This window comes from Paenibacillus sp. GYB004, assembly GCF_036577605.1.
GTDB lineage: Bacteria > Bacillota > Bacilli > Paenibacillales > NBRC-103111 > Paenibacillus_AB > Paenibacillus_AB oceani.
Window position 1 is genome coordinate 19,578 of record NZ_JARBDB010000060.1, and the last position, 16,634, is coordinate 36,211.

At 53.7% G+C, this 16,634-nt stretch carries 25 protein-coding genes; 3 read left to right on the top strand and 22 right to left on the bottom strand.

Going from position 1 to position 16,634, the window contains the following annotated elements; genetic code table 11:
- Positions 1-12: 12 nt before the first annotated feature.
- The 7 genes from PV433_RS25990 to PV433_RS26020 form a co-directional block, all read right to left on the bottom strand.
- Positions 13-303, bottom strand: a complete 291-nt coding sequence (locus PV433_RS25990) for a DUF3310 domain-containing protein (protein WP_332074944.1) — start codon at positions 301-303, stop codon at positions 13-15.
- Positions 300-1,676: a DEAD/DEAH box helicase gene (locus tag PV433_RS25995; RefSeq protein WP_332074945.1), complete on the bottom strand. Its 1,377-nt coding sequence runs from the start codon at positions 1,674-1,676 to the stop codon at positions 300-302. Before PV433_RS25995 ends, PV433_RS25990 begins: the two co-directional genes overlap by 4 nt.
- Complete coding sequence (locus tag PV433_RS26000) at positions 1,673-1,957, bottom strand: VRR-NUC domain-containing protein (protein ID WP_332074946.1); 285 nt, start codon at positions 1,955-1,957, stop codon at positions 1,673-1,675. Before PV433_RS26000 ends, PV433_RS25995 begins: the two co-directional genes overlap by 4 nt.
- A 470-nt stretch (positions 1,958-2,427) precedes the next feature.
- Positions 2,428-4,773 (bottom strand): virulence-associated E family protein, encoded by a 2,346-nt coding sequence (locus PV433_RS26005; protein ID WP_332074947.1) that lies wholly within the window; start codon positions 4,771-4,773, stop codon positions 2,428-2,430.
- 21 nt (positions 4,774-4,794) lie between these two features.
- Positions 4,795-4,968, bottom strand: coding sequence for a hypothetical protein (locus PV433_RS26010; protein WP_332074948.1), 174 nt, complete (start codon positions 4,966-4,968; stop codon positions 4,795-4,797).
- Positions 4,965-5,510: a hypothetical protein gene (locus PV433_RS26015; protein ID WP_332074949.1), complete on the bottom strand. Its 546-nt coding sequence runs from the start codon at positions 5,508-5,510 to the stop codon at positions 4,965-4,967. The genes PV433_RS26010 and PV433_RS26015 overlap by 4 nt, the downstream gene beginning before the upstream one ends.
- Positions 5,507-7,282 carry a DNA cytosine methyltransferase gene (locus PV433_RS26020; RefSeq protein ID WP_332074950.1) on the bottom strand — a complete coding sequence of 592 codons (1,776 nt, stop codon included), beginning with the start codon at positions 7,280-7,282 and terminating at the stop codon, positions 5,507-5,509. Before PV433_RS26020 ends, PV433_RS26015 begins: the two co-directional genes overlap by 4 nt.
- A gap of 78 nt (positions 7,283-7,360) precedes the next feature.
- Between PV433_RS26020 and PV433_RS26025 the strand changes: the two genes are divergently transcribed.
- Positions 7,361-7,909 carry a hypothetical protein gene (locus PV433_RS26025; protein WP_332074951.1) on the top strand — a complete coding sequence of 183 codons (549 nt, stop codon included), beginning with the start codon at positions 7,361-7,363 and terminating at the stop codon, positions 7,907-7,909.
- A 6-nt stretch (positions 7,910-7,915) separates the two neighbouring features.
- Here PV433_RS26025 and PV433_RS26030 read toward each other — a convergent pair whose 3' ends face one another.
- From PV433_RS26030 to PV433_RS26095, 15 genes are all read right to left on the bottom strand, one after another.
- Positions 7,916-9,877 carry a DNA polymerase gene (locus tag PV433_RS26030; RefSeq protein WP_332074952.1) on the bottom strand — a complete coding sequence of 654 codons (1,962 nt, stop codon included), beginning with the start codon at positions 9,875-9,877 and terminating at the stop codon, positions 7,916-7,918.
- Positions 9,874-10,347, bottom strand: a complete 474-nt coding sequence (locus PV433_RS34225; RefSeq protein ID WP_442951576.1) for an endonuclease VII domain-containing protein — start codon at positions 10,345-10,347, stop codon at positions 9,874-9,876. Before PV433_RS34225 ends, PV433_RS26030 begins: the two co-directional genes overlap by 4 nt.
- A complete protein-coding gene (locus PV433_RS26035; protein WP_332074953.1) occupies positions 10,344-10,805 on the bottom strand; it encodes a hypothetical protein in 462 nt (153 codons plus the stop codon). Before PV433_RS26035 ends, PV433_RS34225 begins: the two co-directional genes overlap by 4 nt.
- Positions 10,806-10,869: 64 nt before the next feature.
- Complete coding sequence (locus PV433_RS26040) at positions 10,870-11,466, bottom strand: DUF2815 family protein (protein WP_332074954.1); 597 nt, start codon at positions 11,464-11,466, stop codon at positions 10,870-10,872.
- 6 nt (positions 11,467-11,472) lie between these two features.
- The gene (locus PV433_RS26045) at positions 11,473-12,684 is read right to left on the bottom strand and encodes a DUF2800 domain-containing protein (RefSeq protein ID WP_332074955.1); all 1,212 of its coding nucleotides are present in this window, start codon (positions 12,682-12,684) and stop codon (positions 11,473-11,475) included.
- On the bottom strand, positions 12,681-13,097 hold the full coding sequence (locus PV433_RS26050) for a hypothetical protein (protein WP_332074956.1): 417 nt from the start codon (positions 13,095-13,097) through the stop codon (positions 12,681-12,683). Before PV433_RS26050 ends, PV433_RS26045 begins: the two co-directional genes overlap by 4 nt.
- Positions 13,075-13,239: a hypothetical protein gene (locus tag PV433_RS26055; RefSeq protein WP_332074957.1), complete on the bottom strand. Its 165-nt coding sequence runs from the start codon at positions 13,237-13,239 to the stop codon at positions 13,075-13,077. The genes PV433_RS26050 and PV433_RS26055 overlap by 23 nt, the downstream gene beginning before the upstream one ends.
- A gap of 45 nt (positions 13,240-13,284) precedes the next feature.
- On the bottom strand, positions 13,285-13,473 hold the full coding sequence (locus PV433_RS26060) for a hypothetical protein (protein WP_332074958.1): 189 nt from the start codon (positions 13,471-13,473) through the stop codon (positions 13,285-13,287).
- 8 nt (positions 13,474-13,481) lie between these two features.
- A complete protein-coding gene (locus PV433_RS26065; RefSeq protein ID WP_332074959.1) occupies positions 13,482-13,682 on the bottom strand; it encodes a hypothetical protein in 201 nt (66 codons plus the stop codon).
- A complete protein-coding gene (locus tag PV433_RS26070; RefSeq protein ID WP_332074960.1) occupies positions 13,679-13,948 on the bottom strand; it encodes a hypothetical protein in 270 nt (89 codons plus the stop codon). Before PV433_RS26070 ends, PV433_RS26065 begins: the two co-directional genes overlap by 4 nt.
- 19 nt (positions 13,949-13,967) lie before the next feature.
- Positions 13,968-14,195, bottom strand: coding sequence for a DUF7667 family protein (locus tag PV433_RS26075; protein WP_332074961.1), 228 nt, complete (start codon positions 14,193-14,195; stop codon positions 13,968-13,970).
- A complete protein-coding gene (locus PV433_RS26080) occupies positions 14,192-14,338 on the bottom strand; it encodes a hypothetical protein (RefSeq protein WP_332074962.1) in 147 nt (48 codons plus the stop codon). Before PV433_RS26080 ends, PV433_RS26075 begins: the two co-directional genes overlap by 4 nt.
- Positions 14,335-14,526, bottom strand: a complete 192-nt coding sequence (locus PV433_RS26085; RefSeq protein WP_332074963.1) for a helix-turn-helix domain-containing protein — start codon at positions 14,524-14,526, stop codon at positions 14,335-14,337. The genes PV433_RS26080 and PV433_RS26085 overlap by 4 nt, the downstream gene beginning before the upstream one ends.
- A 17-nt stretch (positions 14,527-14,543) precedes the next feature.
- Complete coding sequence (locus tag PV433_RS26090) at positions 14,544-15,371, bottom strand: antA/AntB antirepressor family protein (protein ID WP_332074964.1); 828 nt, start codon at positions 15,369-15,371, stop codon at positions 14,544-14,546.
- Positions 15,368-15,583 (bottom strand): helix-turn-helix domain-containing protein, encoded by a 216-nt coding sequence (locus PV433_RS26095; RefSeq protein WP_332074965.1) that lies wholly within the window; start codon positions 15,581-15,583, stop codon positions 15,368-15,370. The genes PV433_RS26090 and PV433_RS26095 overlap by 4 nt, the downstream gene beginning before the upstream one ends.
- A 196-nt stretch (positions 15,584-15,779) precedes the next feature.
- Between PV433_RS26095 and PV433_RS26100 the strand changes: the two genes are divergently transcribed.
- Together PV433_RS26100 and PV433_RS26105 are read left to right on the top strand one after the other, a co-directional pair.
- Entirely contained in the window at positions 15,780-16,169 is a 390-nt protein-coding gene (locus PV433_RS26100) for a helix-turn-helix domain-containing protein (protein WP_332074966.1), read from the top strand.
- A gap of 18 nt (positions 16,170-16,187) precedes the next feature.
- Entirely contained in the window at positions 16,188-16,610 is a 423-nt protein-coding gene (locus PV433_RS26105) for an ImmA/IrrE family metallo-endopeptidase (RefSeq protein WP_332074967.1), read from the top strand.
- Positions 16,611-16,634: the final 24 nt, after the last annotated feature.

Here is a 16,634-nt window from a genome sequence, read left to right on the forward strand (position 1 = left end):
TCGTTTTTGATTTTAATCGGCATGATTGTAGCGCGATAGGATTGCCCTACGGATCGCTTTTTTGGTGTCCTCATGCGGTTCCACCTGCCTCTCCAAACGTTCGATCAAACGATTCAAATACCAACGGGCTTTCCGGAAATCCTCCAGTCCGTTCTTGTCCGGTGCCCGGCTGATATATTTCAGGATGTTCCCACGGCAGTAGCCGGCAAACTCCTCATCCGAAAGCTTCGCTTCGAGATATTCGATCGTTTCGATCCCGCCGCGTGTGTAGTGCGACGGGCTATTTACTGGATCATGACTCATCCCGCTTTCACCCTTTCGATTCTGGCTTTGACGGCTTGCATTAGGCTCTCTTGGCCGGTCGCCTTACGCTCCAAAGCTTCGACAGCTTCCTCGTCCATCGTCCCTGCTGCAACCAACCGCAGGACCACGATACGCCGTGTCTGCCCCTGCCGATGCACCCGGGCGTTCGCCTGCTGGTCCTCCTCCAAGCTCCAAATCTGATCGTACCAGACAACCGTTTGGCAGCTCGACTCCTGCAGGTTAAGCCCATGGCCGGCGCTCTTCGGATGCAGAAGCAGTAGCGGTATTTCGTCGTTATTCCAAGCCCGGATATCCTCGTTCCCGTCCTTGCCCTTCCGGAGAATGCGGGCTTGTGGGAACCGCTCCTGAATCCGGGAAAGGCTATGCTTGAAGTTGTAAAACACCATGACCGGTTTGCCTTGTGCGGCCTCGATGATATCCTCCAAAGCGTCAAGCTTGGCATCGTGGATCAGTTTGACCCCGCGATCCTCGTCATAAACGGCACCGGAGGCCATTTGAAGCAGCTTGTTACTCAGGACGGCCGCTGTGTTGGCGACGACATCGGCGTCGGCGTACGGTAGCAGCAGATCGCGCTCAAGCTTCTTGTACAGCTCCTGGGCTTGTGCGGACAGCTTAACGGGAACCGTGCGATCGATCCTCTCGGGAAGATCCAGCCAGTCAGCAGCCTTCATGCTGACAACAACATCCGCGATCGACTCGTAGATCCGCTGTTCGGCTTCCTGCTTTTGCTTCCAGTCGTACACGACATGGCCGCTGCGGGCCCCGGGCGTAAAGTAACGGTCCCGGAAGCCGGTTATCGTCTTGCCAAGTCGTTCCCCTTGATCCAGCAAATAGATTTGCGGCCACAGGTCCATGAGGCTATTCGGCGCCGGCGTACCGGTCAATTCGATGACCCGTTTAATCATCGGCCGTACACGCCGAAGGGCCTTGAAGCGTTTAGCTTGCGGATTCTTAAAGCTGCTTGACTCGTCGATGACGACCGTGTCGAACGGCCATTTGCTGCCGTACTCGCTCACAAGCCATTCGACGTTCTCGCGGTTAATGACCCAGATGTCGGCTTCTGCTCGAAGAGCCCGGCGCCGCTGTTCCGCGCTACCCAATACCTTCGCGATCCGCAGATGCCGGAGATGGTCCCACTTCCCAACCTCGCGGGCCCAAGTATCGTCCGCCACACGCAACGGCGCTATGACTAGCACGCGCTCGGCGTCGAAATAATCGTTCAGCAGCTTGTCGATCGCGGTCAGGGTAGATACCGTTTTGCCGAGTCCCATCTCCAGCAGCAATGCGATGTAAGGCGTGTCTAGTATGCGGGCTGTCGCGTATTCCTGATATTGATGCGGGACGAACTTCATTTCGGCACCATCACCTCCGCTATGAACCTATCTATGTCTGCGTAACTATCAATCTTGTAATGGCGATGGCCTCGTTTCGTAAGCTCTTTCGCCCATTTCGCCTGCAATGGTTTAAGCGGCTTCCCCGGTGCCTTCGTCTCGACGTAAACCGTCCAGCCTCCCGGCAGGATGACTATTCGATCCGGTACGCCGCTGTTCCCGGGGCTTACGAATTTCGGGGCGAGTCCACCGATCCGTTCCACCTCTCGGACCAGGCGAGCCTCGATTGACGACTCTCTCATGGCGCCCATCTCCATAGGGTTGTGTCAGCTCTGATCTCCGTGTCAATGTACTTCCCATACCATTTGCGGGCTTTTTTAATCTCGGCTCTCGTAAACCCTGCTTCTTTTCCTGCCGAATATACATCGGCAGGTGGTACAGGCTGTTTCTGTTTTACGAACAGTTCAAACCATTTTTCACAGGTCATTTCACAAACCGCCTTTTTGGTCTTTATCCTCACGCACATTACGCGTTATGTGATGAATTACGTTTAACCTATATTTTTATAGGTTAATTATGGTTAAACGCTATTTTAATAACTTTATTAATAAAATGAAGAACATAAAGAACAATTGACCGAAAACCGTTGACCCGTATGGGGTTTAGCTGTTCTTTATTACGCTTAAAATGAAGAACAATGAAGAACTTGACGCACATTTCTGTTCTTTATGTTCTTCATTGTTCTTTATAAAAAGATGCATAAAGACCAAAGTTATTTTTCACGATCAAACACGATAACCTGCCCATACCCTTCTATCCGGGCTCGACCGTTTCGCTCCTTCCACCCTGGCGCGTTCCGCAAAACGCCGCAGATGACCCGGGACTCCCACTTGGTCAGATCGCCGATCCGCTTGTGCAAGCATTCCACCCACACTTGAGCCGCGCATACGCGCTGTCGTTTCTGTCCTGTAGGTCGTCCCATATCATCTTCAATTTCAGCTTCTAACCATTCTCGTATGGTCCCTTCCCGTGGGTCGCTCTCGTAGTGCGCTTCCTGCTGTACTTCGGCGTCAGCCCGTGCACGGGAATCCAGTGTCAGCGGCTCGCCGGATCTGTAATAAACCAGCGCTTCCGCCCAAATTTGGCTCACAACCTCATCGGTAAGATGCGTCCACTGGTTATACTTTGCTTGGTCGATATTGATGTCTACGGGCCAAAAGCGGCGGTTTCCGGTATCGTCCGTCAGAAAGTCCTTGTTGTTCGTCGTGCCGAAGAAAACACACTTCCTCGGGAATTCCGACACCTGCCGGTCATAAGCCACGCGATACCGGTCCTCCGTCTTGGATAAAAACGCCTTTACGTGCTCGACTTCCGTTTTCTTCATCGCGTGCATTTCGCCGATTTCAAATATCCAACCGTTTTGAAGATGCTCGCCAGCTTCTTTATTTTCAAACGATTTCAGGCTGTCGCTGAACCAGCGGCCGCCGAGCCGGGCAAGCAGCGAGCTTTTACCTGTGCCCTGCTTGCCCACCAGCACCAGCATTTCGTCGAATTTACACCCCGAGTCGTAAATGCGGGCCACGGCAGCTATCAGCATTTTCCTCGTTACCTGACGGACGTAATGCGTGTCCGCAGCTCCTTGGTAGTCGATGAAGATCGTTTCCATCCGGGGAACTCCGTCCCATGTAACCGATTCAAGAAACTCCTTGATCGGATGAAACCGGTTCTGCCGACTGGCTTCGGTGAAGGCGTCAAGGATAATGCTCGCACCCCGTATGCCATGTTTTACCCCAAACCAATGCCTCAGCCTTTTATCGTCCTCGCCCAGCCACGGCTCATAACCTATGCCTGGCCGTAAGAAACTTCTCCACGGCAAAGCCCGCCGGATGACCTCCGTATTCCCGAACGCGTCATAAGCAAGAATGCCTTTCCAAGCGCCATGTGTCAGCACCAGCTCGACGTTCTTCGGCGTGGACAGCAGCTCTCCAGTCTTATGATGAAGCTCCAGTTGTTCTTTCCAACTATCGTCCTCCGGTTCCGGCTCTGCGCCTTCGTCGAAGTCCACACCGTCAAAATCCGCCTGCAGCTCTGCACCAGATATCCGCTTTACCTCCGGACGGGCTACAGCCCAGCTCCCCATTGCCAAATGACTCGGCTTCTTGGCGTCCGGCGTAAACTCTTTGACGTGGTCGTCCAGCCCGCCAAACTTGTGAACCCGGACAAGATCAAACAGATTGTACGTCCGGCCGTCGGCGACCGGGTCGCTGTCCTGGTGCGAAAAGGCAAGATCCTGATCCGGGTAGACCTCCAACCCATTCGCGGACGTGCCGTGAACGTAGGTGTACCGGTTCGGCATCGTCCCCGGGACGTAGATGTCCGAAAGAAAAGTATCGATGCCTTCCTCGATCGTGTACGCCCGGCAGAACAACCCGATCGTGCCGAACTTCTCCCGCGGGTCCTGCGCTTTCGTTGCAGCTGTTCGGAGCGCACGGCTCTCCTCCGGATGCCGCGGCCACGCCGCCACGTCCTGCCAGTCGTCGTACTCCGCCAGCAGCCCGTCCACGCTGACCGGACCGCCTTCGTAGACCTCCAGCACCGGCTCCGCGTCCTTGCTGCAGCTTGGCAGGTACATGAGGCGATGAACCTCGAACGTCGTCTTGTCGAAGTAATGCATGCCGATCTGCTCGGCCAGCTTCCGGCTCGCGGCGGCGTACTCGTCCGGGCTCATGTTGCGATCACCCGGCGCGATCAGGCGGTATTTGTGCTTATGCGGCCGATGGCTGTGCGTCGAATATACGACGTAGGCGGAGCCGCCCAGGACGAGCTCCACAGCGAACAGGAAATCGTCATCGGCATGATCCGCGTCCAGCGTGATGAGAGACCGGGTATCGACGTTTTCTTTTTTGCGCCGGCCGCCGCGGATCAGGCCGCCGACAAAAGCGGCCCCGTCCTTGACTTTCCCTTTCCCGGCCGTCGGCATCGCGTCATATTGCGCCATCGTCTCCGCCGTCCGCCGCACCTTCTGCAGTCGCTCCACGAACTCGTCCCAGGATAGATATTCAACTTTCCATGATGTGTCGGCGCGGTGCTTACCGAATGAGATATCAAGTTCGTCCATGTGCTCACCTCTACCGTCTAATCACTTTTTCACTTCCCGGTGGATCTCGGCCAACGCATGGAAGGTATTGCGCTTGATGTCCTCCAACACGGCAAACGCTTCGTGTGGGGTTAAACCGTCGTCTTCAACCATACCGGCCAAGGCCGCGATGATCAGCTTATGATTAAAGTTGTTCTGGTCCATAAGTTTTCTCAAACTGCGCCGCCTCCCTCACAATGAATCTTTTTAAATATTGGACCGTTAATATCCCCGCGCTTCTCCCGCAGCGCCCGTATGGCAAGCTGACCTTTCTCTTGAGAGCTCATCACGGGCGTTGTCGCTGCTCGCTCCGGCGACCATTTTAATTTAGTGATCCTGAACCTGAACGTATCGTCCTTAATTCCGTTTTGCCGGGCGATTGCCAGCATCTCCGGCGGATATTTGCGCCGAGCCGGGTTATGGTCTCGCATCATCCGCCGAGTCTGTTCCTCGGTCCGGGGCGGCTCCGTAACCGCGCGTTCCCAGCTCCAGCCCAGTACATGAACTCGGTTCCGCACCGTTTTCGGCGCAATGCCGTTCATCCCGGCAATCTCCATCCAGTGGCTTCGGTCTTGGACTTGTCGCTTTGGAGTCGTGAGAGCCTTCTCTTTCGGCCAGCAGGCTTCCCGTATGCGCCATGTGAGCGTCCGCGCCGATATGCCCCTTGCCGAAGCGGCCGCGTACTCCTCTGGCGTAATGTAGAAGTCGTAGGGATTCACGCCAGCATCTCCTCCCACGAAAACCGGTCCGTATATTTAGCGACGCAGTGCTCCGGCAGATTGACCCGGACCATAGCTTCCGGAATGACCGGCGAAACGGAATTGCCGCATTTGGCTACCTGCTCAGCTTGGCTGAACGGTTTGCCGTTATACGTCGGATTTATGATGTAAGTCGTTGGGAAGCCTTGCGCGTTGTACAGCTCTCGCGGCGTCAGCATCCGCATTCCGATGTCGACGATCACGTACGGTTCTCCGTGAATATGCACAATCACGAGGCCGAACCGGTCATGTGTCGTAACCGTACCGAGCGGATCGCGGAGCTGCTGTCCGACACTGGCGCCGTAATAAGCGACCATGAAGGCATACACCGCACCGATGTGATTGCCGCCTGCTGTAATGGTCGGGACTGGCTCTTCCATTGGGCTGCCGATGTTGTCACCTCGAAACTTGATGAGATGGGAGGTAACGAGCGAGCTCTTCCCGCCGCCACCAGCCGTAACCGTACCGAGCGGATTATCAACCGGGTGTCCGATCGATTGCCCGAAATGCCGAGCCATAAAGGCTGTAATCAAAGCATGCTTCCGGCCGCCAGCGGTTATTGTTCCGAGCGGCTTTTCGATGTCAAGGATGCGTGGCTGTTGCCCCTCACGTTCCCCGTACCCCATCTGGATTAGTGCAGGCGTCACCAGCATGTGTTCTGCCTTTGTCGTGATGGTTGTCAGCTGCTCGTTGACGGAATAGCTCATCCGATCGCCGCCGAAGCCAGTCTGACCAATACGGGTAATGTACGGCGTCACGATGCCGAATCCATTCTTCCCGGTAACCGTCTGCATCGGCTCGTCGATTGGCTGCCCCCTGAATACGTCATCGGAGCTGTGGTTCACCTTAACAACGAATGGAGCGATGAACGGGTCCGAGTTGTTGATCACAAATTTATCCAATCCCCGAGCGATCCGGCGCATCGTATTGTCCGCCAGCGGCTTCTTCCGATCAAAGATGCTCGGGCACAGGATCGACCAATCGATAATCTCGGCAGCTGTACGATACCGTTTCATCCGCCCTGACCGTACTTCTGGAGATTGTGGTTCCGCATGTGACGGCTCCGGCCAAACGATAGCGCGGCCGTCGCAGCGGGCAATCATGAACAACCGCTTGCGGGTCGTCGGCGCGCCGTAGTCGCACGCCCGGAGAATCCGCCATTCGACCTCATATCCTTGCCGGCGTAACGCGTTGACGAAGCTGCGGAACGTTCGGCCTTTCTGCGACTTAATCGGCTTTCCGTCTTTATCAAGCGGACCCCAGTCCTGAAACTCCTCGACATTCTCCAGCATAATAACCCGGGGCCGAACCGTAGCCGCCCACCATACTGCAACCCATGCGAGTCCGCGAATACCCTTTTCACGAGGCTTCCCGCCGCGCGCCTTCGAGTGATGCGTGCAGTCCGGCGAAAGCCATAAAAGGCCGACCCGGCGTCCGGCCGCGACCGCCCGGGGATGCGACTTCCAAACGTCGCTGATTCTATGATTCGTTTCCGGATGGTTCGTCTCGTGCATCACGATTGCCGCCGGGTCATGGTTGATTGCTTCTTCGACGCTCCGGCCTCTCGCCTTCTCCATTCCGGTCGACGCCCCGCCTCCGCCCGCAAAGCTGTCGACGAAGATTTCGTCTTTCCAATAATCAGGGGTTGATAGTACCTTTAACCATTGCTTGCGGCTCTCCCCTACAGCAGCAGCAAGGGCACGCTGCCGTTGCCATTTGCGTCGTTTGTTCATGCAAGCAAGCCCTCCTCTAGCCTTTTATAATGTAAATAGATAAAATGTTAGAAAATAATAGAAAGTGAGTCGAACAACGTGAGCGAATGGACTGTAGATAATTGGATAACATTTGGATCTCTTGTAGTTGCATTTATTGGAATAATTCTGACTGCTATTTTCAGTTTTTTGCTGTGGCGCGCTACTCTACGAAGCACGATGGCTGCTGAATCGAGTGCTGAAGCAGCTCGGGCTGCCACAAGGCTTGCTGAAATTACTGAAAGGGAACGTAAGGAAAAAATAGCAATCGTCAGAGAGCAGTTAAGAAATGACATTCGTAGCAAGGCAGTAGAGATGCGGTATTTCATAGTTGCTCACCAACGTGGGTTCACGACGACGGAAACTATGAAGAGCATCCCTAGGAGCCACGCTATTCCCGTTTTTTACCTCGCCGAATACTTTACTGATGAGGAAAGGCAAAGAATCAACGATGCATGGGATTCTTATGACAAGTACATCAAGGATTTTTGGACTAGCGATAACCTGGAAGTAGGTCACTGGAATCAAAGCAAGGATGAAAACCAAAAGAACGCTGTATTATTTAGCCTTCAGGATAAATTTCTCTTCTTAATAAACAACTTAAGATAGACGAGATTAATCCTTCATATAGAACTCTGCTTCAAACCCGGCTGCCGATAGCGGCAGCCCCGGCGCCCAATCGATCGGCCGGCCCATTACAGCCGTCACGTGCTCCACGGAGCCGGTCCCGATCGGTACGTCCAGTACAACTTCGTCGTGTACATGCATCGCGATCTCGTACCCCTCCTCCGCCAGCCGCATCATGCTTTCGGCCAAGCAGTCCCGGGCGATCGCTTGGACAAGGTTCTCCACGAGCCGGCCGCCGTACGTCCTGTGCGACATCCACTTTTTCTTGACCTGGTCCATACCGTCGAACACGAGCCCGTCTTTTCCAAACTGCGTATCCGGCTTAATCCGCGGATTCACGTATGCAAGGCTGCGGCCGCCCGGCAGATCGGCGAATAGCATGCCGGCTTCGTACCGGTAGCGGACACCGTGCTTAAGCTTAACGGTCGTCTTTTCCCGAACGGCCGTTACGGCAGCTTCCTCAGCGGCGTACCACAGCTTAACGATATTCGGATTCGCCTGACGCCACTGTTTAACCAGCGCGGGCAGCTCCTCCTCCGCGATTCCGCTTTTTAGCGCTCCCATGGCAATCAGTGCATTCGGCCCACCTTGATAGCCGCACGCCAGCGTAGCGACCTTCCCTTTTGCCCGCAGCTCGTAATTCGCATGCCCCTTGACGATCGTCTCGAACGGCACCCTGAACATCTGAGCCGCCGTAGCCTCGTATATCTTGCCGTGCCCCCGGAACACGTCCAGAACCCAACGCTCATCGGCCAGCCAAGCAATGACGCGAGCCTCGATGGCGGCGAAGTCGGAGACAATGAACCGGCTATTAGATGAAGGAATAAAAGCAGTCCGGATGAGCTGCGAGAGAACGAACGGCGGAGCGCCGAACAGCATCTCAAGCATTTCGAAATCGCCTTCCCGCAGCGTCTCCCGTGCGAGCGCCAAGTCCTCAATCTTGTTTTGAGGGAGATTCTGTACCTGAATGAGCCGCCCCGCCCAGCGCCATGTCCGTCCGGCGCCGCAGAACTGCAGCAGCCCCTTCGCCCTCTCGTCATCACACATCGCACGTTGCATGGCCTTATACTTGTCGACGCTGGTCTTGCCCATCTCCTGCCGGAGCTCCAGGACCCGGCGCGTCTCGTCGTCCGGCGCCGCATCCAGCAGCACCGGCATAAATTCTTTGGACAGCCCGTCGGGCGTCTCCAGCCCGTGATCCGCAAGCCAGCCTTTGAGCTGCGGCAGACTATTAGGGTTATCAAGCCCGGTGATCTCTCGGGCCTCCTGTAACAACCGCACACCGTATTGCTCATCACAGGCGATCGCCGCCTGATAAAGTACCGGGTCGAGTCGGACGCCGCGGTCATTGATCCGCTGGTCGAGCGCCCACAGCCGCCATTCCTTCTCCGGCACCGGGAAGCGCTCCAGCTCCCGGCGCACTTCCCGTTCGACGACCACGTCCTGCCGGTTATATTCGATGTACTGCTGCCACTTCTCCGGATCGTGATGCGGATAGTTCCGGGTCCGCTGACCGTTTGTCTTCGTCGGCTTGCAGGGAACAGAAAAGTATTTAATGAGAGCTTTACCCTTGGCGTCCTTCTGGGCATCGAGCTTCAGGACTTCGGCGGCGCCTTCCAGGTAACCCGGCAGCCCTAGCGCCAGCGCGTGGACAGCGGTGCAGCGCCAGCGCTCTGCAGGCATTGGAATACCGAAGTGCCGGGCGATACATGTTCGCTCAAAAGCGGCATTGAATGCACACAAGATGACGTTTGGATTGTAGAATGCTGTAACTACTCGATCCGGTAGTTCTTCGAACGCCGTCAAATCAACCACTTGAACCGGTTCTTCGTCGAATGCATAAGCAAACAAAAGAACTTCAAAATCGGGAGATTCGACGTATCTATGAACACCTGATGTTTTTAGGTCGATGCTCGAAAAAGTTTCCAAATCTATCATTAAAGTTTTCATGAACTGTGGCTCTCCAGATAATCAGCGAGTTTTCTCAAAAGTTCCGGATTATCTTGGACTTTACCCAGCGTTGTATTACACCGTTGACACAATACTCCTCGCACTTTATTTGTGGTATGACAGTGATCCACTACAGGGAACTTTGAATAACTGGAGCGGTCATTGTATCCGCAAATACATGATCCACCCTGCTGCTTTAAAATGACCTCGCGTTCTTCTCTTGTTATGCCGTACCTTCGTACGAGCGCTTTCTTTCTCCATTTTTCTAATATGCGATCTCTATTATCATAGTGGTAACGACGCTTGCTCACGGATATGCGATCCTTATTAGCATCACGATAATTCTTCCGCTGAACAGCGCTACATAATTTGCAATCTGGCCGCAAACCACATCGATTGGCGTGTTTATGAAAATACTCGCTTGTCGAGGGCTTAAACTCCTTACACTTGGAACACTGTTTCACACTCACAGCTTCTTCCCTCCATGCCGGCGAGGCCGCGTCGCGTTATAGGCCATCTTCTCTCGGATCGCACTCTCCAGATCGATGCCAAGATGCCCGCATGTATCAAATATCCGGATAACGACGTCCGCCAGCTCAGTCGGAATACCGCAAGGCTTCTCACCTTCGTAATAGATTTCCGTGAAACCCCGGCCGTTCCGGTGGTCCTCCAGCGCCTCCGACAGTTCCGAATGCATAAGGGCGATATCCTCGCCGAAGCTTCGCGGCTCATCGTACCAGCCTTTATCGATAGCGTTCTGGTGGGCTTCCTTCACTAGCGTTGTGATGTTGGTTAAGTTCTTGTCGTACCCTTTTCTGTACGCATATTCGAACAAGTCGCGTTCTTTATTCGAAAAGATCCGCTCCATTACCGCTTCTGTATCTTCCAAAGCTGCCCGACAGCCCGGTTTTGAATTCCACCTTAGCATGGGGTTCATCCTCCCTAGTATTTAGATAGGAAAAGGGACCCGTTGCCGAATCCCTTATATCGAATTAGTTCATGAAATCGTCATCGTCGCCGTCCACATCGACATCGAAATCCTCTTCGGCGAAATCATCGTTAACATTGCTCCGGCCGCCCAGGAAGTCACCGTCCTGCACTTTCACCACGTTATTCAAGCCAGCCGCGACGCCGCGGTTCCCCTTCGCATCGAACGGGTAAAAGTTAAGCGACACTTTGGCATAGCAGCCGGAATAGACTTCCGTCGTGTCCGTGATCTCCTGGAACTTGGTCTTGCCGTCCGCGCCCTTGCCGATCGGCTTCGCGATCCCCGGCTTGTTCTTGCTCGTTGCATTCAAGAAGTAGTGGCCGGCATACACTTCATCATCTGGGCGCTCATCGTCGCCATCCCGCAGAGGTGTCTTGCAGTTCGTCGGGATCTTACCGCCCCACTTGCTCTTACCGAGCTCCTTCGCCGCGTCGACGGCTGCTTTGATTTTGCGAAGCGTTTCTTTATCCGACTTCGGGATCAAAATGGCCGTGCTGTACTTCTCGACGCCTTGATCATCTGCCCGTGCTTCAAAAATATTGCAGTACGAGAGCCGTACTTTACCTGTGATTACTTTGGTTGCTTGATTATCGATTGCCATATTTGATCAATCCTCCATGTCGATGTTTTCAAAATCAGATTCAATGCTATTCAGCTCTGCGCGCGGGTCCGTCTCCGGAACAAGTGTCGGTTTCCCGGCAGGCTTGACGATCAGATCCCCGATTAACCCGGTCAGTTCCTTCTTACCGATTCGCTTCTCCAGCTCGCCAATGCCAAGCAGTTCCTGCGGCTTAAGGAACTTGTCCTTATCGAGCTTCTCCCCGTTGATTTCGGCGTTCTCTAGTACCTTCCAAGCAGCACCCTTGTCCGTAATGGCCCGATTGCTCCGGCCTTCGACCAGCTTCCACGAAGGGATACGTTTACCAGCTTTGGCCTGTTCAAAGGCGTACTCCCCGATGTCCTTCGCCCACGCCGCCAGCTTCTCGGCCACGTAAAGGATCGAGCCGACCTCCTCGAGGGACAGCAGCGCCGGGTCCTGAAACTCATACTGGAGAGCCTTCATGTTCTCGTCAGCACGAGCCCGGCAGGTCGCCTTAACTTTGCACCAGCGGCAATGGTCACCCGGCTTGAACTCCCCTTCGCCCGCATCGGCCAGCGCGGCCGCCGGCTTGACGACTGTCTCTGCCCACTCCAGCAGCTCTTCAACTTTCATTATGTCGGTGCTTACGCTGTCGAGCCGGGGCTGCACGATGGTCATGTGGACCTCGCGGATGTCGTACAGGAATCCGAATCCATCCAACGCCCCAAGGGCATAAAGCCGCATCTGAGGGTTGCTGATCGCGCTGACCGGCACGCCTTTTCCAAATTTTAGGTCCACAATCTCCATCACTCCGTCAGCGATCAGGACGACGTCACCTGTGCCGTAGCCGTTAGGCACCCACTCAGAAAAGTCCAGCCGTTCCTCTAAAAGCACGATAGCGTCGGAACTCCGAGCCTTGGCAGCCATAAAGCGTTCTTCGACGATCTCGACATACTCCTGGATGGCATTCTCCATCTCCGCATCATAAAGCGGATTTTGCTTTAGATACTCAAGAGCTGCATCAAGCTTCTTGCGTTCTTTGGAGTCGCATGGGAGGATGCGCCCGCGCAGCTTGATCTCGGAGAGCTCGTGTGCAGCCGTCCCCTCGTCGGCGTAGCTGCTGCGTTTGTCTGGTACACTTTCCTGCAGCCGGGCGCTCGGCGGGCAGTTGATCCACTGCTCCGCCTTGGATGCACCCAACAGGGCGTGAGCCCGTTCAGCGTGTGCCTGCTGGCTCATAGCAGCGCCTCCAGATCGCGCATGAAGGCAGCCCTTTTATTCTCCGGAATACCTGTGATGTTAGAGCTCTCATACTCATCCAGAAGAGCCTTGACCTTCTCCTTTCCCGCCTTCTTCCCTACTTCCTGAGCCTTGGCACGCAGCTCCACGTCCGTCGGGATTGGTTCACCCCCGTCGTCGCCGTCATCAGCATCATCAGCAGCAGGCTGGGCAGCCGGCTCCTCTTCAACCGGATCGTTCTTTTCGACGGCCGGCTCTTCTTTCTTCGTGCGCCGGGTTTGCTTCGGAGCTTCCGTTTCCTTTACAGGAGCCGGGGTGATTGCTGGAGCACCCGTCAGGCCTACCGCCAAAGCGGATAATTCGCGTAGAGATTCAGCGGCGTCAGCGCCGTTAATCGTGATTTGTACTGGCATGGATGATAGCCTCCTCATTTAATTCGCGGATACAATAGTTACAAGCTATAATGCCGTTCCATTCTTTCAATAACTTTGGGTCGGCCTCTTGGCCGCAAACATCGCACTCAGGAAGAAGTAGATAAATAGCGACTTTGCTCATAGCACATACGTTCCTCCTTGCGCAATCGCACCGGGACTGGTACGATTAAAGTGGTGAATTTATTGTGGGCTTACTGATTACGTCGCCTCGGGACAAGGCGGCGTTTTCGCTTTCCCCGTAAAACACTTCGTAGTCCTCAATCGCTTCCCCGATCGGAATCACCCGGGCCTCGTCTTGGCGGTCGCCGTCACAAGCATCGGCAATCCATTTCACGGTTTGTTGCGCCTCGCGCATTTGCTGTTTCACCTCCTGTTATATAGCTGCTTCTCCAACCGGATCGTATCTCGGCGTAATTCACGCATCTTGCGTCGCAGCTCAGATAAATCTCTGGGAGTAGGGCCCCAATTGTGTTCACGAAGCAGATTGCCTTTGGAAAGCAAATCGATAATGCGCTGACACTCAGCGATGACCAGTTCCTTTTCGAAATGAATATCATCGTTCACGGTGAAGGTTCACCCCCTTCACGAGCCTTATCGTCGATCTCCTTGGCTATGCTATTCAGCAGATCGCCGTCAATATGGATCAGGAAGCCTGCTTCTTTCGGCTTACTAAAATAGTTGCTGACTGTTTCTTCCGTAGTGGCTATCTTGATGAAGGCCGGTCGTCTCTTGTTCGCGCGGCTAACCTCCATCACCCTCCCACATACCTGCTGGATCCTGATTTCGCCGCGTTCTATTGCTACTCGAAGTACATCTCCGAATGTTGCCATTTGCTGTTTCACCTCCCCCTCAATACAGCTTCATTACCTTGTCGTACTCGGGCATCAGCTGCTCGAACCAAGCCCAATCCTTCGTTTGCCTGGCCAAGTGGAGTTTGTTCAGAACCGCCGCGTACCGCCACTCCCGGTACACGATAAACCGGTGCGACTCGCGCAGCTCTTGAGCCTCCGCTTCGGTAAGCTCCCTCTCGAGCATGGCGCCGACGATCTCCAGCAGCCGCTTGTCGACGGTGCTCATAGTGTAACGCCTACCTTAAGCGACTTATATCGCTCTATTTGCGCCCTAGCTACCTTTCGGGCGATCCGGGCCACTTGCGGACTTGCAAAATCGGCCAGCTCCAGCAGCTTACATACGTTGATCAAGCGCTCTTGTTGGGTCATAGGGCTTCCCCTTTCCTTATCAAGGACTCCTCATACTCCAGCAGCCATTCCCGGCGAATGCGGTGTTCCCGGCCTTCCTTGTAACTCTTGATTTGCCCAAACCGGATCCGCCGTTCCACCGTCTTTGTACAGCGCCGCAGATATTGGGCAGCGTCTTTGATCGTTAAGATCGGAGGCAATTCTGCCATTGACTTCCCCGCCTTTCCTATTCAGTTTTCAAAGGTCGACGGGTCCGACGGGTCCGACGCCACTTCTGCTTGATGTTTGGCACGTACCCGGCGTTGATCCGCTCTTTAGCCAATTGCACCAAACGATTCTTACCAGTTTCGTTATATTGAATCTGGATCAGCCCGGTACTCCGCCGCACGCTATTAGGGCGCTCCCGGCTGTATTCGTCGGTTCGTAAATTGTGTTCACTGGCAAGCTTGGCGATCAAATGGACCGTTACGCCAGCTATTACGGCTATCTCTTTCGTCGAGTACCAGCGGCCGGTGTAGTCCGTGTCGATCATGAGAACGGATTTTTCCGTTTTCTGAGCATTGGACAACCTGCCCGGCTCCCTCAAAACTAGTTCCGCGATCTGCACCCGCAGCGCCTGATCCGTCTCCGGGCTGAACAGCTTTTCGCGCTCAGACATCCGAAGCATTTGCAGGAGCCGGGTGATTTGGTCGTGTTCGTCGGCAAGTGGTACGCGCGCCGGCTGTCGGAGTCTTTTCTCTACTTCAATGAAGTACCGCCGCGCCTTCCGGCCCAATTCGTTGTTTTCGACCATCGCCAATTCCTTCGCCATGTCGAGCTTGAGGACGTATTCTAAGGAACGTCCGCCGTTTTCTAAAATTTTAGAAACCGCCGAAAAGTCTTCTCCCTCAACGAATCCGAACTTCTCAATTCGATTTTTAATCCAGTCAGCAAACTTCGACGAGACGTTCAAAAATCCGTGAAGCTCGCGAGCGTCGACGACTTGCTCGCCGGTGTCCGTGATTCGGTACACAGGCAGTAGATCATTGGATACGAGCTGTTTGTTTTCGATCATTTGGCGTCTTTTTCTCCTTTCACAATTTCGTCGATTGGCACTTCGAGCGCTTCGGATAACTTTAGAAGCGTTTCGGCGTTCGGCCCTTGCTTCTTATCGCCGAGACTGTAAAGGACGGTGAGCGATACGCCACTCCGCTTGCTAAGCCGGTAAATCGTCCATCCCTTTTGCTCGATTAAGCGTTGCACGTTCTTCTGAATGCTTGCGCCCATTGTGTTCCCGCCTCCCTTCTGGAATTAAGGTTATCACCCTTTGCGGTCACTGTAAAACTCGATTACTACCGTTTTCGGTAATGAAAACATATGTTTCCTCTTTTTTTTTCTAGATATCTTGACATATCACCGAATTTCATAATATTATTACCTTGTTAGGATATAACCCTAAACGGATATAGTGGAGGTCTAGAAAGTGGAAATAGCGGATAAAATTCTTAATCTTATGGCTGAAAGAGACATTACAAAATACAGACTAGCTAAAGAATCGAAAGTACCCTACACTACGCTAACCAAAATTCTTGATGGAACAACTAAGAACCCTCAAATAGATTCGCTTCAACAGATCGCAGACTACTTTGGAAAACCGGTGGACTACTTCATAGATAAGGAAGAACGCCCAGCCCCTGAGTGGGCTACAGCAAAAGACAAGCGGGACTTCAAAAAGTTCTTGGTCGACGATGCCGATATTATGTTCGATGGCGTTCCTATGAGCGAAGAATCGAAACAACGGATATTAGGATACGTCGAAGCTATGTTTTGGGATGCAAAGAAACAAAACAAGCGAAAGAAAAAAGAAAAATGATCTTTGGGAGAGGATCAGGTGCATTTTTCACGCATTATTCGAAGGTTGTTCCGAAAATACAAAACGAATGACCCCTTTGAGTTAGCGGAATATTTGAATATCTCAATCTGGTTTGTAGAATTGGACGAGCATTGTCGCGGCTTCGCACTCAGAACACTAAGAAGGAAGTTCATTGCTATTAACCGCGATCTCTCCGAGGAAGAGCAGCGACTCGTATGTGCTCATGAGCTTGGGCATCTCCTACTACATAAAGGTCTAGGCTATTACTTCATTGACCGAGAAACCCTCTTACGCCCAGGTAAGTATGAGCGGCAAGCCAATCAGTTCGCGGTGCATTTACTTATCGAAGGAACATTGCCCGATCCAGAAGAACCCTTGAATTGGTTTTTGGCTCGGTGTGGCGTTCCGGAAGAGATGCATCAGTTTTACACCCCCTCTTGAGCTTCCAGGAATGCGATAACCCGA

Excerpts from the sequence above, each read along its gene's own strand:
- PV433_RS26045 (WP_332074955.1), bottom strand. The coding sequence starts at position 12,684 with ATGAGCCAGCAGGCACACGCTGAACGGGCTCACGCCCTGTTGGGTGCA.
- PV433_RS26040 (WP_332074954.1), bottom strand. The coding sequence starts at position 11,466 with ATGGCAATCGATAATCAAGCAACCAAAGTAATCACAGGTAAAGTACGG.
- PV433_RS26050 (WP_332074956.1), bottom strand. The coding sequence starts at position 13,097 with ATGCCAGTACAAATCACGATTAACGGCGCTGACGCCGCTGAATCTCTA.
- PV433_RS26055 (WP_332074957.1), bottom strand. The coding sequence starts at position 13,239 with ATGAGCAAAGTCGCTATTTATCTACTTCTTCCTGAGTGCGATGTTTGC.
- PV433_RS26085 (WP_332074963.1), bottom strand. The coding sequence starts at position 14,526 with ATGGCAGAATTGCCTCCGATCTTAACGATCAAAGACGCTGCCCAATAT.
- PV433_RS25990 (WP_332074944.1), bottom strand. The coding sequence starts at position 303 with ATGAGTCATGATCCAGTAAATAGCCCGTCGCACTACACACGCGGCGGG.
- PV433_RS26080 (WP_332074962.1), bottom strand. The coding sequence starts at position 14,338 with ATGACCCAACAAGAGCGCTTGATCAACGTATGTAAGCTGCTGGAGCTG.
- PV433_RS26035 (WP_332074953.1), bottom strand. The coding sequence starts at position 10,805 with ATGCTAAGGTGGAATTCAAAACCGGGCTGTCGGGCAGCTTTGGAAGAT.
- PV433_RS25995 (WP_332074945.1), bottom strand. The coding sequence starts at position 1,676 with ATGAAGTTCGTCCCGCATCAATATCAGGAATACGCGACAGCCCGCATA.
- PV433_RS26060 (WP_332074958.1), bottom strand. The coding sequence starts at position 13,473 with ATGCGCGAGGCGCAACAAACCGTGAAATGGATTGCCGATGCTTGTGAC.
- PV433_RS26075 (WP_332074961.1), bottom strand. The coding sequence starts at position 14,195 with ATGAGCACCGTCGACAAGCGGCTGCTGGAGATCGTCGGCGCCATGCTC.
- PV433_RS26090 (WP_332074964.1), bottom strand. The coding sequence starts at position 15,371 with ATGATCGAAAACAAACAGCTCGTATCCAATGATCTACTGCCTGTGTAC.
- PV433_RS26020 (WP_332074950.1), bottom strand. The coding sequence starts at position 7,282 with ATGAACAAACGACGCAAATGGCAACGGCAGCGTGCCCTTGCTGCTGCT.
- PV433_RS26000 (WP_332074946.1), bottom strand. The coding sequence starts at position 1,957 with ATGAGAGAGTCGTCAATCGAGGCTCGCCTGGTCCGAGAGGTGGAACGG.
- PV433_RS26005 (WP_332074947.1), bottom strand. The coding sequence starts at position 4,773 with ATGGACGAACTTGATATCTCATTCGGTAAGCACCGCGCCGACACATCA.
- PV433_RS26095 (WP_332074965.1), bottom strand. The coding sequence starts at position 15,583 with ATGGGCGCAAGCATTCAGAAGAACGTGCAACGCTTAATCGAGCAAAAG.
- PV433_RS26030 (WP_332074952.1), bottom strand. The coding sequence starts at position 9,877 with ATGAAAACTTTAATGATAGATTTGGAAACTTTTTCGAGCATCGACCTA.
- PV433_RS26070 (WP_332074960.1), bottom strand. The coding sequence starts at position 13,948 with ATGGCAACATTCGGAGATGTACTTCGAGTAGCAATAGAACGCGGCGAA.